The organism is Streptococcus catagoni, from assembly GCF_011421425.1.
Lineage (GTDB): Bacteria > Bacillota > Bacilli > Lactobacillales > Streptococcaceae > Streptococcus > Streptococcus catagoni.
The window spans coordinates 44,821-58,022 of record NZ_WPCW01000001.1; the positions used below are offsets into that span (position 1 = coordinate 44,821).

At 38.3% G+C, this 13,202-nt stretch carries 14 protein-coding genes; all 14 read left to right on the forward strand.

All coding sequences use genetic code 11. From position 1 onward, the window contains the following. Nucleotides 1-32: 32 nt before the first annotated feature. Entirely contained in the window at nucleotides 33-230 is a 198-nt protein-coding gene (locus HBN42_RS00220; protein WP_165992590.1) for a F0F1 ATP synthase subunit C, read from the forward strand. A gap of 142 nt (nucleotides 231-372) precedes the next feature. Beyond that, nucleotides 373-1,086: a F0F1 ATP synthase subunit A gene (gene atpB, locus HBN42_RS00225; RefSeq protein ID WP_165992593.1), complete on the forward strand. Its 714-nt coding sequence runs from the start codon at nucleotides 373-375 to the stop codon at nucleotides 1,084-1,086. Nucleotides 1,087-1,101: 15 nt separating this feature from the next. After that, nucleotides 1,102-1,596 (forward strand): F0F1 ATP synthase subunit B, encoded by a 495-nt coding sequence (gene atpF / locus HBN42_RS00230; protein WP_165992595.1) that lies wholly within the window; start codon nucleotides 1,102-1,104, stop codon nucleotides 1,594-1,596. Beyond that, nucleotides 1,596-2,132 carry a F0F1 ATP synthase subunit delta gene (locus HBN42_RS00235; protein WP_165992598.1) on the forward strand — a complete coding sequence of 179 codons (537 nt, stop codon included), beginning with the start codon at nucleotides 1,596-1,598 and terminating at the stop codon, nucleotides 2,130-2,132. The genes atpF and HBN42_RS00235 overlap by 1 nt, the downstream gene beginning before the upstream one ends. Before the next feature lie 15 nt (nucleotides 2,133-2,147). Beyond that, nucleotides 2,148-3,656, forward strand: coding sequence for a F0F1 ATP synthase subunit alpha (atpA, locus tag HBN42_RS00240; RefSeq protein WP_165992599.1), 1,509 nt, complete (start codon nucleotides 2,148-2,150; stop codon nucleotides 3,654-3,656). 15 nt (nucleotides 3,657-3,671) lie between these two features. Then, nucleotides 3,672-4,547: a F0F1 ATP synthase subunit gamma gene (locus tag HBN42_RS00245; protein WP_165992601.1), complete on the forward strand. Its 876-nt coding sequence runs from the start codon at nucleotides 3,672-3,674 to the stop codon at nucleotides 4,545-4,547. A gap of 141 nt (nucleotides 4,548-4,688) precedes the next feature. Beyond that, on the forward strand, nucleotides 4,689-6,095 hold the full coding sequence (atpD, locus tag HBN42_RS00250; protein WP_165992603.1) for a F0F1 ATP synthase subunit beta: 1,407 nt from the start codon (nucleotides 4,689-4,691) through the stop codon (nucleotides 6,093-6,095). Nucleotides 6,096-6,107: 12 nt separating this feature from the next. Further along, a complete protein-coding gene (locus tag HBN42_RS00255) occupies nucleotides 6,108-6,524 on the forward strand; it encodes a F0F1 ATP synthase subunit epsilon (RefSeq protein ID WP_165992605.1) in 417 nt (138 codons plus the stop codon). An 83-nt stretch (nucleotides 6,525-6,607) separates the two neighbouring features. Continuing rightward, nucleotides 6,608-6,844: a DUF1146 family protein gene (locus HBN42_RS00260; protein ID WP_165992607.1), complete on the forward strand. Its 237-nt coding sequence runs from the start codon at nucleotides 6,608-6,610 to the stop codon at nucleotides 6,842-6,844. Between the two features lie 63 nt (nucleotides 6,845-6,907). Further along, nucleotides 6,908-8,179 (forward strand): UDP-N-acetylglucosamine 1-carboxyvinyltransferase, encoded by a 1,272-nt coding sequence (gene murA, locus HBN42_RS00265; RefSeq protein ID WP_165992609.1) that lies wholly within the window; start codon nucleotides 6,908-6,910, stop codon nucleotides 8,177-8,179. Between the two features lie 3 nt (nucleotides 8,180-8,182). Further along, nucleotides 8,183-8,371, forward strand: coding sequence for a DNA-directed RNA polymerase subunit beta (locus HBN42_RS00270; protein WP_165992611.1), 189 nt, complete (start codon nucleotides 8,183-8,185; stop codon nucleotides 8,369-8,371). 34 nt (nucleotides 8,372-8,405) lie between these two features. Further along, complete coding sequence (locus HBN42_RS00275; protein WP_165992613.1) at nucleotides 8,406-9,266, forward strand: DNA/RNA non-specific endonuclease; 861 nt, start codon at nucleotides 8,406-8,408, stop codon at nucleotides 9,264-9,266. Nucleotides 9,267-9,560: 294 nt separating this feature from the next. Next, on the forward strand, nucleotides 9,561-10,604 hold the full coding sequence (pheS, locus tag HBN42_RS00280) for a phenylalanine--tRNA ligase subunit alpha (RefSeq protein WP_165992615.1): 1,044 nt from the start codon (nucleotides 9,561-9,563) through the stop codon (nucleotides 10,602-10,604). A 124-nt stretch (nucleotides 10,605-10,728) separates the two neighbouring features. Continuing rightward, nucleotides 10,729-13,134: a phenylalanine--tRNA ligase subunit beta gene (gene pheT / locus HBN42_RS00285; protein ID WP_165992617.1), complete on the forward strand. Its 2,406-nt coding sequence runs from the start codon at nucleotides 10,729-10,731 to the stop codon at nucleotides 13,132-13,134. Nucleotides 13,135-13,202 lie beyond the last annotated feature (68 nt).

Below are 13,202 nucleotides of genomic sequence, written 5' to 3' on the forward strand. Positions count from 1 at the left end.
AAAGTAAAAAAATTTTAAAGGAGAATTCTATTATGAATCCGATTTTCGCATTGGCTCTTGCCTGTTTTGGTGTATCACTTGCTGAAGGTTTTTTAATGGCAAACCTATTCAAATCAGCTGCACGTCAACCTGAAATAATTGGGCAATTACGTTCACTTATGATTTTAGGGATTGCATTTATTGAAGGTACCTTCTTCGTAACACTTGCAATGGCATTTATTCTAAAATAAGAAGTTTATATTCTATAAAAAATATCAGAAAAAGAATTAAAGTTAAAAGTTCCTCTTTTATAGGTAAAGATTTTATTGAACTCTTTCCATAGAATCTTGCTTTAACTTGGTAATTCTTTGAATTGAAAAAGGAGGGAATAAGTTGGAAGAAATTACTCCAACACTGACACTAGGTCCTGTGACCTTTAATTTAACCCTGCTTGCTATGTGTGTCATTACAGTTGTCCTTGTTTTTGCTTTTGTTTATTCTGCTAGCCGGCATATGGCTTTGAAGCCTAAAGGTAAACAGACAGCTTTGGAATATATCTTAGATTTTATTTCAGGCGTAACAGATGAACATATTGAAAAACAACACCGTAGTCGTTACTCACTTTTCTTTTTCTGTCTTTTTCTATTTGTAATGGTAGCTAATAACCTGGGACTAATGACCAAACTGGAAACTCCAGAAAAGTTTAACCTCTGGACATCACCGACAGCTAATATCGGTTTTGACTTATCATTATCTTTGTTGATTGCTATCATATGTCATTTTGAAGGTATACGACAACGTGGTTTCTTGGCTTACTTGAAACGCTTTGCAACACCAACTATTATGACGCCAATGAATCTTTTAGAAGAAGTGACCAATGTGCTATCATTGGCTTTACGTCTTTATGGTAATATTTTTGCTGGTGAAGTCGTAACAGGACTGATTCTTAAAATGATAGTTGCAAATATGGCTTGGTTCCCAGTTGCACTGGTTTTAAACATGGTTTGGACAGCTTTTTCTGTCTTTATTTCATGTGTTCAAGCTTATGTTTTTACTAAGTTAACATCTATGTATCTTGGTAAAAAAGTCAATGAAGAAGAGGAATAAGAAAGGAAAACCTATATGGAATTAACAGTAGGTGAAATTATTGGGAATTTTATTCTAGTAACAGGTTCAATTCTTGTTTTGTATCTTTTACTAAGAAAATTCGCTTGGGGTGCTATTAGTGGCATTTTAGAAGAAAGATCTGCTAAGATTGCTAATGATATTAATAAGGCTGAAGAAGCACGACAAACGGCTGAAGATCTAGCAAAGGCACGCGAAGAAGAACTAGACGGTGCTAAGCAAGAAGCAAGTCAAATCATCACAAATGCAAAAGACCTCGGTCAGGCAAAAGGTGAAAAAATAGTGGCTGAAGCTACTGAAGAAGCAAGTCGTCTAAAAGATAAAGCGCAATCAGATATTGCTCAAAGTCAATTAGAAGCAGTTGCAAGTGTTAAAGGTGAAATGTCTGACCTAACTGTACTGTTAGCAGAAAAAATCTTAGGCACTAAGCTAGATAAAGATGCTCAAAGCCAACTTATTGATTCATATCTTGATGATTTAGGAGAAGCCTAATGACTAAAAAAGAACAGGCTCTTGTTGAGCAATATGCAAAAAGCCTTGTTGAGGTAGCTGCTGAACACCAAGTTATGGAGCCATTGAAAAAAGATGTGCTTGCCATTTTGGAAGCTTTTGAAGCGACCAAACTTGATGAAAGCCTATCAAGTCTAGCTCTTCCACAGGATAAAAAAATAAAGCTTGTAAGGTTACTTAAAGACACTAGTTCAGTTTATTTAAACAATTTTTTAGAAGTCATTATTCAAAATCAAAGGGAAAATTTCCTTTATGAGATTTTACAAAATGTCTTAAAAGAAATGTCTAAGCTTACTGAAGAATATGATGTTTATGTGACATCTGCAGTTCCCCTAACAGAGGAACAAAAAGGGCGTGTAAAAGCTGTTGTTAGGAGCAAAATGGGCCTAAAAACAGGACGTTTAATAGAAAAAGTGGATCCTTTTCTCATTGGAGGGTTTATGATTGCTGTTAATAATAAAATCATTGATACCAGTATCAAACGTCAATTACACGAATTCAAAATGAAATTAATATAGAAAGTGGTGTGACTTTTGGCAATTAATGCACAAGAAATTAGCGCTTTAATTAAAAAGCAAATTGAAGACTTCCAGCCAAATTTTGATGTCACAGAAACTGGAGTCGTTACCTATATTGGTGATGGTATTGCTCGTGCTCGTGGTCTTGATAATGCCATGGGAGGAGAACTTCTAGAATTTTCAAATGGTGCCTACGGTATGGCTCAAAACTTGGAGTCAAATGATGTTGGTATTATTATTCTCGGTGATTTCTCAACAATCAGAGAAGGTGACGTTGTTAAACGTACCGGAAAAATCATGGAAGTACCAGTTGGTGAAGCGCTTATTGGTCGTGTGGTAAATCCACTTGGTCAACCTGTCGATGGCTTAGGAGAAATTGTAACTACTGGTTTTAGACCTGTAGAAACACCAGCTCCCGGTGTTATGCAACGTAAGTCTGTTTCAGAGCCACTCCAAACGGGACTAAAGGCTATTGATGCTTTAGTACCCATTGGTCGTGGTCAAAGGGAATTAATCATCGGTGACCGTCAGACTGGTAAGACAACAGTTGCAATAGATACTATTTTGAACCAAAAAGGTCAAGATATGATTTGTATCTATGTTGCAATTGGACAAAAAGAATCAACTGTTCGTACACAGGTTGAAACTCTTCGTAAATACGGAGCTCTTGATTACACAATTGTTGTGACAGCATCTGCATCTCAACCTTCTCCATTATTATACATTGCACCATATGCTGGTGTGGCAATGGCAGAAGAGTTTATGTACAATGGCAAACACGTCTTAATCGTCTATGATGATTTATCAAAACAAGCCGTAGCTTACCGTGAACTATCTTTACTACTTCGCAGACCACCAGGACGTGAGGCCTTCCCTGGAGACGTTTTCTATTTGCATAGTCGTCTTTTAGAAAGGTCAGCAAAAGTTTCTGATGACTTAGGAGGAGGCTCTATAACAGCTCTGCCATTCATTGAAACACAGGCCGGTGACATTTCAGCTTATATCGCAACCAATGTGATCTCTATCACCGATGGCCAAATTTTCTTACAAGAAAATCTCTTTAATTCAGGCATTAGACCAGCCATTGACGCTGGGTCTTCAGTTTCCCGTGTTGGTGGTTCAGCTCAAATCAAGGCTATGAAAAAAGTAGCTGGTACTTTGAGACTTGACTTAGCATCCTATAGAGAATTAGAAGCCTTTACGCAATTTGGCTCTGACTTAGATGCTGCAACACAAGCTAAATTAAATCGTGGTCGTCGTACCGTTGAAATCTTAAAGCAACCACTGCATAAACCACTACCTGTTGAAAAACAAGTTACTATTCTTTATGCCTTGACACATGGTTACTTGGATGATGTTCCAGTAAATGACATCTTAGCATTTGAAGAAGCCTTATATGACTATTTTGATATGCATTATGATCATTTGTTTGAAACAATCCGTTCAACCAAAGATCTTCCTGATGAAACTGAACTTAAAGCTGCTATTCAAGCCTTTAAAGATCAATCAAATTTTAATAATTAATGGGAGGATTCTAGTATGGCAGGCTCTCTAAGTGAAATTAAAGCAAAGATTATTTCAACTGAGAAAACAAGTAAAATAACTAGTGCCATGCGTATGGTTTCTTCGTCCAAACTTGTCAAATCTGAACAAGCTGCTCGCGATTTTCAAATATATGCTTCAAAAATAAGACAAATTACTACTGATTTATTAAAAACAGAGCTTGATGAAGGTTCTGAAAACCCTATGTTGGTTTCAAGACCAGTTCAGAAGACAGGTTACATCGTGATCACTTCTGATAAGGGTCTTGTTGGCGGCTATAATTCTAAAATTCTAAAATCAATCATGGAAATGATTGAAGAGTATCACAAAGATGGTGATTACTCTATTATTTCAATTGGTAGTGTTGGTTCTGACTTTTTTAAAGCTCGTGGCATGAATGTTTCTTTTGAGCTTCGTGGTTTAGAAGATCAGCCTAGTTTTGAAGAAGTTAGAAAAATTATCTCTAAATCTGTAAGTATGTATCAGAACGAGATATTTGATGAATTATATGTTTGTTACAATCATCATGTCAACAGTTTGACCAGTCAAGTTCGCGTACAACAAATGTTACCTATTTCTGACTTGGTTGCTGAAGAAGCAACAGAAGAAGGGGTCTCAGGCTTTGAATTGGAACCAAATTATCAACAAATTTTGGACCAACTCTTACCACAGTTTACTGAAAGCCTTATTTATGGGGCTATTATTGATGCAAAAACAGCAGAGCATGCAGCCGGTATGACTGCCATGCAGACTGCTACAGATAATGCTAAAAATGTTATCAATGATTTAACCATTCAGTATAACCGTGCGCGTCAAGCAGCCATTACACAAGAAATTACAGAAATTGTTGCAGGAGCAAATGCTTTAGAATAGACCAATCTTCTAAAAGCTTCTAAACAATAACTAGTTATTTGGTTGATATATTTATCTAAAAAGATAAAAGCTATTAAAGGATAGGTTAATTGTCAAACAGGCAGTTAAAAGATCCTTTCAAGTTTAAGTAAGGAGAAATTAATGAGCTCAGGCAAAATTGCTCAGGTCATTGGACCAGTTGTAGACGTTCTGTTTGCAAATGGTGAACAATTACCAGAGATTAATAATGCATTGGTAGTTTATAAAGATAGTGATAAGAAACAAAAGATTGTCCTTGAAGTTGCCCTTGAATTAGGGGAAGGACTTGTTCGTACTATTGCTATGGAATCAACTGATGGGCTTACTCGTGGATTGGAAGTTCTGGATACTGGACGTGCTATTAGTGTTCCAGTAGGTAAAGAAACTCTAGGACGCGTCTTTAATGTACTTGGTGAAACAATTGATTTGGAAGAACCATTTGCTGAGGATGCTAAGAGAGAACCAATCCATAAAAAAGCACCAGCCTTTGATGAATTATCAACGTCATCAGAAATTCTTGAAACAGGTATCAAAGTTATTGACCTCCTTGCGCCTTATTTAAAAGGTGGTAAGGTTGGACTTTTCGGTGGTGCTGGAGTTGGTAAAACCGTACTTATTCAAGAACTTATTCATAATATTGCACAAGAACACGGTGGGATTTCAGTATTTACCGGTGTTGGTGAGCGTACCCGTGAAGGGAACGACCTATTCTGGGAAATGAAAGACTCAGGCGTTATCGAAAAAACAGCCATGGTCTTTGGACAAATGAATGAACCACCAGGAGCACGGATGCGTGTTGCCCTTACAGGTTTAACGATAGCTGAATACTTCCGTGACGTAGAAGGGCAAGACGTACTGTTATTTATTGATAACATCTTCCGCTTCACGCAAGCAGGTTCTGAAGTTTCTGCCCTTTTAGGTCGTATGCCTTCTGCCGTTGGTTACCAGCCAACACTTGCTACAGAAATGGGGCAATTGCAAGAACGGATTACTTCAACTAAAAAAGGTTCCGTTACCTCTATTCAAGCTATTTACGTCCCTGCGGATGACTATACCGATCCTGCGCCAGCAACAGCCTTTGCCCACTTGGATTCGACAACTAACCTGGAACGTAAATTGACTCAAATGGGTATCTATCCAGCTGTGGATCCACTTGCATCAAGCTCTCGTGCCCTATCACCAGAAATTGTTGGTGAGGAACATTATGCAGTTGCTACAGAGGTTCAACGTGTCCTTCAACGTTACCGTGAATTGCAAGACATCATTGCTATCCTAGGTATGGATGAATTGTCTGATGAAGAAAAAACATTGGTTGGCCGTGCTAGAAGGATTCAATTCTTCCTATCACAAAACTTTAACGTTGCTGAACAATTTACTGGACAACCAGGTTCTTATGTTCCAGTTGCAGAAACTGTTCGAGGCTTTAAAGAAATTCTTGATGGTAAGCATGACCACATACCAGAAGATGCTTTCCGTAGCGTAGGTCCAATTGAGGATGTTATTGCAAAAGCTAAAACAATGGGATATTAGTGAGGTGCTATCATGTCACAAATGACTGTCCAAGTAGTTACTCCTGACGGTATCAAATATGATCATCATGCCAAATTCATTTCTGTTGAAACACCAGATGGAGACATGGGTATCTTGCCTAAACATGTCAATTTGATAGCTCCCTTGGTTATTCATGAGATGAAAATCCGTCGTACTGACGATGATAATCATGTTGACTGGATTGCTATTAATGGTGGCATTATTGAAGTTAAAGATAATGTTGTGACCATTGTAGCTGACTCTGCAGAACGTTCTACAGACATTGACATCAGTCGAGCAGAGCGTGCTAAGCAAAGAGCAGAGCGTCAACTTGAAGAAGCAGAAACAACTCATAATATTGATGAGGTTCGCAGAGCAAAAGTAGCTCTTAGACGTGCCTTAAACCGTATTAGTGTAGGAAATAGATAAAAAATAGACTCTTTTATGAGCCTGTTTTTTTATTGACCTAGAGAAAAGTTTTCTATTGAACAGACTTTTGATATAATAGCTATATGGAATATATTACGAATTTATTAACACTTATATGTCATCTCTTATTTATCGGTATTTCTTATCAACTCTTAATTAGTATTTTTGATTGGACACGATTAGTACGCCATAGGCAAGATAATTTAGGAAAAATTCGTCTTTTTGTCTTTTTTCTAGCCATAATTATCGGATATTTAGTTAGCCATTTTATTCTTGAACTTATACAAGTTAGTCAAAATCTTTTTTTAGTATTCAGATAAGGTATCAAAATTAGAAATGTGGTATAATTTTACTATTATAAGTCAAATGAAATGGAGTATATCGTGGATAAAATCATAATTGAAGGTGGGCATACCAAGCTAAGTGGTGAAGTAGTCATTGAAGGAGCTAAAAATGCTGTTTTACCTCTGTTAGCGGCAACCATTTTGCCTTCTAGTGGGAAAACCATTTTACGAAATGTACCCATACTTTCAGATGTCTATACAATGAATAATGTGGTGCGTGGTTTAAATATTCAGATAGATTTTGATGAAGACAACAAAGCTATTACAGTAGATGCTTCAGGCAAGATCTTAGATGTCGCACCTTATGAATATGTTAGCCAAATGCGTGCTTCAATAGTTGTTTTGGGTCCAATCTTAGCGCGTAATGGTCATGCAAAAGTTTCAATGCCTGGCGGGTGTACAATTGGTAGTCGTCCTATTGACCTACATTTGAAGGGTCTAGAAGCAATGGGTGCCAAGATTACTCAAGTCAATGGTGATATTACAGCCACAGCTTCAAAGCTAAAAGGTGCTTCGATTTATATGGACTTTCCTTCTGTGGGAGCTACTCAGAACTTAATGATGGCTGCCACCCTTGCTGAAGGAACAACCGTTTTAGAAAATGCAGCCCGTGAGCCTGAAATCGTTGACCTTGCTCAATTGTTAAATAAGATGGGAGCTAAGGTTCGTGGAGCAGGTACCGAAACCTTGACCATTACAGGTGTGGATAGCCTCCACGGAGTTGATCATGATGTTGTCCAAGACCGTATCGAAGCCGGTACTTTTATGGTTGCTGCAGCCATGACCTCAGGAAATGTTCTCATCAAAGACGCTGTTTGGGAACACAATCGTCCGCTCATTTCAAAACTAATGGAAATGGGAGTTAAGGTTACAGAAGAAAAAGATGGTATCCGTGTGCAAGCTGACCGCACTTCCTTAAAACCTGTAACGGTTAAAACCCTTCCCCATCCTGGATTTCCAACTGATATGCAAGCCCAATTTACAGCATTAATGGCAGTTGTTAATGGGGAGTCTACCATGATTGAAACAGTATTTGAAAATCGCTTTCAACACTTAGAGGAAATGCGTCGTATGGGACTAAATTCTGAGGTTTTGCGTGACACTGCCATGATTCATGGAGGACACCAGCTTCAAGGGGCTCCTGTCATGTCTACTGATTTAAGGGCTAGTGCTGCACTTATTTTAACTGGTATGGTAGCCAATGGAACAACAACGGTTACTAAGCTAAGTCATTTAGACAGGGGTTACTACCAGTTCCATATCAAATTAGCCAAGCTAGGAGCTACTATTAAACGTGTTAATGAGGATTAGTGAATGTTAAAAGGTTGGAAATATGTTGTTAGGCAATTGCTGCTGATTCTAGCCGTGGCTATTTTAGCTTGTCTTTTCTTAGCAATTGGATTAATGATAGGATATAGTTTTATTGGAGATGGACATAATCCCTTGTCCATCTTATCACTAGATAAATGGGCTGAATTAGTCACTAAATTTACAGGAAAGTAGGCATTGCCTGCTTTTTATAATAAGAAGAGGTAAAATGTCAAAAAAATATCATCATAGAGGCAAATACTTAAATGGCTTTCTAGCCATTTTATTAGTTTTGGGACTGACTTATCTTTTAGCCAGTCCTCAAGTGGGAACAAAAAATCCCATACAAGAAATCTACCAGAATCTTAGAGGACATAAGAGTCAGTCTCATCAGCAAAGCTCACAGGACACTCCTAGTGAGGAACTAGCAAGATCCACCCTAACAGATAGTGTCAGACAGCAGCTGGGCAAAAGGATTGAATGGAATGGTGCTGGAGCCTTTATTATTAATAGCAACAAAACAGACCTGGATGCAAGAGTCAGTAGCAAACCTTATGCTAACAATGAAACAAAGATTATCCAAGGTAAAAGAGTTGCAAGTAGAGCCAACGCCTTACTTGCAAAGTCTACAAGGCAATATCGTAAAAGACACCTGACTGGAAATGGCTACAGTGATTGGAAGCCTGCTGGCTGGCACCAGATACATGGTTTAAGTGGAGAATATGACCATGCTGTGGATAGGGGACATCTATTAGGCTATGCACTGGTAGGTGGCTTGAAAGGCTTTGATGCTTCAACAAGTAATGTTAGTAATATCGCGACCCAATTATCTTGGGCTAATCAGGCCTACCTTCCTAACTCGACCGGTCAGAATTATTATGAAGGTCTGGTTAGAAAAGCACTTGATAAGAATAAAAGGGTTAGGTATCGGGTGACCTTAATCTATGAAGCTGATAATATCTTGGCAAATGGCAGTCATTTGGAAGCCAAGTCTGATGATGGCAGCTTAGAATTTAATGTCTTTGTGCCAAATGTTCAAAAGAATGTAAGAGTCAATTATCAAACAGGACAGGTCAGAAAATCGGCTTAAGCAGTCCCACTAAGCCTGCTAGAAAAGTTTCCATTGTCAATTATCTCATTTTCTGATAAAATAAGAGTAATTGAATAGAGGTCAGTGAGACTAGTAATAACAGGGAAATTAACAGGGAGTGAAGGCCTTAGACTGTAAGCCTTCTTGATGAAAGTGTTATGAATTCACTCATAGATGACTTGAAATTAAGGTCTGAACAATCAGATAAAAACGGATGGTACCGCGTGTCAACGCTCCGCAAAGAAGTGGAGTAGTGGCACGCTTTTTTCTTTATCTACGCAAGAAGGGAATAACATGGATTTACAAATACAATTAGAAGAACTTAGAAATCAAACATTGGAGCAATTAAAAAAGCTTGATGGTGATCATAGCAAAGAATTACAAGACTTAAAAGTTTCTGTTTTAGGGAAAAAAGGCTCTCTCACAGAGCTTTTAAAGGGTCTAAAAGATCTTTCAGCTGATATGAGACCTATAGTGGGAAAAGAAGTTAATAAGCTTCGTGATGACCTCAATCAGGCCTTTGACCAGCAATCAAAAATTGTCGAAGCAGCAAAAATTAAGGCTCAGTTGGAAGCAGAAAGTATTGATGTTACTCTACCTGGACGACAAATCAATCTTGGGAATCGTCATGTATTGACACAAACCAGCCAAGAAATTGAAGATATCTTTTTAGGCATGGGCTTTCAAATTGTTGATGGTTTTGAAGTAGAAAGAGACTACTACAACTTTGAAAGAATGAACCTGCCAAAAGACCACCCAGCAAGAGACATGCAAGATACTTTTTATATCACTGAAGAAATCTTGTTACGTACCCATACCAGCCCTGTTCAGGCTCGTACTTTGGACCAACATGACTTTACTAAGGGACCACTTAAAATGATCTCACCAGGGCGTGTCTTCAGAAGAGACACAGATGATGCTACGCACTCACACCAGTTCCATCAAATTGAAGGACTAGTCGTTGGGAAAAATATTTCAATGGGAGATTTAAAAGGTACCCTTGAAATGATTATCAAAAAGATGTTCGGTGATGAACGAAAGATTCGTTTACGTCCATCTTATTTCCCATTCACAGAGCCTTCTGTAGAAGTGGATGTTTCCTGCTTTAAATGTGGTGGTAAAGGCTGTAATGTCTGCAAGAAAACAGGATGGATTGAAATTCTTGGAGCAGGTATGGTACACCCAAGTGTGCTTGAGATGTCTGGTGTAGATGCTGAAGAATACTCAGGATTTGCCTTTGGTCTAGGCCAAGAACGTATCGCTATGCTTCGTTATGGTATCAATGATATACGTGGTTTTTATCAAGGTGACGCCAGATTCTCACAACAATTTAAATAATCAGGGTGCCATTATTAAGAAATAGCTTAAGTCCTAATGAGTAGTGAACGATTGTTTGCTGGCTGCTTGCCTTGTAGCTAGGACTTAAAGAAAAGATTGTGAAATGATAGAAAGAAAGTGAAATATGTTAGTATCCTATAAGTGGTTAAAAGAGTTGGTTGATATCAATGTAGCGCCAAAAGATCTGGCTGAAAAAATGTCAACAACAGGTATTGAAGTAGAAGGTGTAGAAGTACCCTCAGAAGGTCTTTCAAAAATAGTAGTAGGGCACGTACTAACTTGTCAAGATGTCCCAGAAACACACTTATATCTTTGTCAGGTAGACACAGGAGACGAAGAACCAAGACAAATTGTCTGTGGAGCACCAAATGTCACAGCTGGCATTAAGGTAATTGTTGCTCTTCCAGGAGCACGCATTGCTGATAATTATAAAATCAAAAAAGGTAAAATTCGAGGAATGGAATCCTTAGGTATGATCTGCTCCCTACAGGAACTAGGTCGTCCTGATGCTATTATCCCTAAAGAATTTTCAGAAGGCATTCAAATCCTACCTGAAAATGCCATTCCTGGTGACAGTGTTTTCCCATATCTGGACATGGATGATGACATTATTGAATTATCCATCACACCAAACCGTGCAGATGCTCTATCCATGCGCGGCGTTGCCCACGAAGTGGCAGCAATCTATGGAAAATCCGTCCACTTCCCTGAAAAAAAATTGCAAGAAGCTGATAAGGACAGTTCTGAGGCTATAGAGGTAGAAATAGCAACTGATAAGGTTCTAACCTATGCCAGCCGGGTTATTGAAAACGTGACAGTCCAATCCAGTCCACAGTGGTTACAAAATCTACTGATGAATGCTGGCATTCGTCCTATCAATAATGTGGTTGATGTTACCAATTATGTCCTTCTTTATTTTGGACAACCCATGCATGCCTTTGACTTGGATAAGTTTGAATCTAAGAAAATTGTAGCACGCAATGCCCGTCCTGGTGAAAAACTTGTCACACTTGATGGTGAAGAAAGAGAATTAATTGCTGAGGATATTCTTATTTCAGTGAATGACAAGGCAGTTGCTCTAGCTGGAGTCATGGGTGGTAAAGAGACAGAAATCAATCAAACCTCTAAAAATGTTGTCTTAGAAGCAGCAGTCTTTGATGGCAAATCTGTCCGTAAAACAAGCAGTCGTTTAAATTTACGTTCAGAAAGTTCTTCACGTTTTGAAAAGGGAGTTAACTACGATACTGTTCTTGAGGCCTTAAACTTTGCTACTGCAATGATTCAAGAATTGGCAGGAGGAAGTGTGCTTGCTGGCGTGCAAGAAGCAGGGACGCTACCCAAAGAACCTGTCCAAGTGTCAACAAGCCTTGATTATGTGAATATCCGTTTAGGAACTGAATTAAGCTATGCTGATATGGAATCAATCTTTGCCAAACTTGGTTTTGGCTTAAGTGGTGATGCTCAAAACTTTACAGTTTCAGTACCTCGTCGCCGTTGGGATATTAGTATCCAAGCTGACTTGGTTGAAGAAATTGCGCGTATTTATGGTTATGATAAACTGCCAACCACTCTGCCAGAAGCAGGCGGAACAGCTGGTGAATTAACAAAATCTCAGGATTTAAGCAGAAAAATTCGGACCATAGCAGAAGGTTCTGGATTAACAGAAATCAATTCCTACACCTTAACCACACCAGAAAAAGCAGTGGAATTTGCTTTGCAACCAAGTCATTTGACTGAATTAATGTGGCCAATGACTGTAGAACGTTCTGTTTTAAGACAAAATATGCTATCTGGTATCTTAGACACCATTTCTTATAACGTAGCACGTAAAAATCAAAACCTGGCTCTTTATGAAATTGGAAAGGTCTTCCAGCAAGAGAAGGATCCAAAAGAAGATCTACCACATGAAATCAATACCTTTGCCTTTGCTATTTCTGGATTGATTAGAGAAAAAGATTTTCAAACTCAAGCCTTTCCTGTTGATTTTTATTATGCCAAAGGAATTGTTGAAAGTCTCTTTGAAAAATTAGATATCACAGTTAGCTTCCAAGTAGAAAAGGATCTGACTTCTATGCATCCTGGTAGAACTGCTAAAATAGTTCTAGACGGAGAAGTGATAGGATTTGTTGGTCAGGTGCATCCGCAAACTGCCAATGACTACGATATTCCTGAGACCTATGGTGCTGAGTTGAATTTAGAAGCCATCGAAAAAGCTTTACATGACAATCAAAGCTTCCAGGAGATTACAAAGGTACCAGCCGTATCTCGTGATATTGCCCTCCTTCTCAATCAGACAGTTAGCCATCAAGAAATTATTGATGTTATCCAATCTGTCGGCATTAAGACCCTAAAAAGCATTAAATTGTTTGATGTTTATGCTGGAGAAAACATCGAAGAAGGTAAAAAATCAATGGCTTATAGCCTAAGCTTCCAAACTCCTAAGGAAAGTCTAAGAGATGAAGAAGTAAGCAAATATGTTGAAAAAATAACAAAAGCACTGGAAATGCAAATTGGTGCTCAGATTAGATAGTTTACAAGAGGGGTTCTTTTATATAAAGAGCTCTTTTTGCTATAATAAAGCTAAAATAGTGGGGGAAA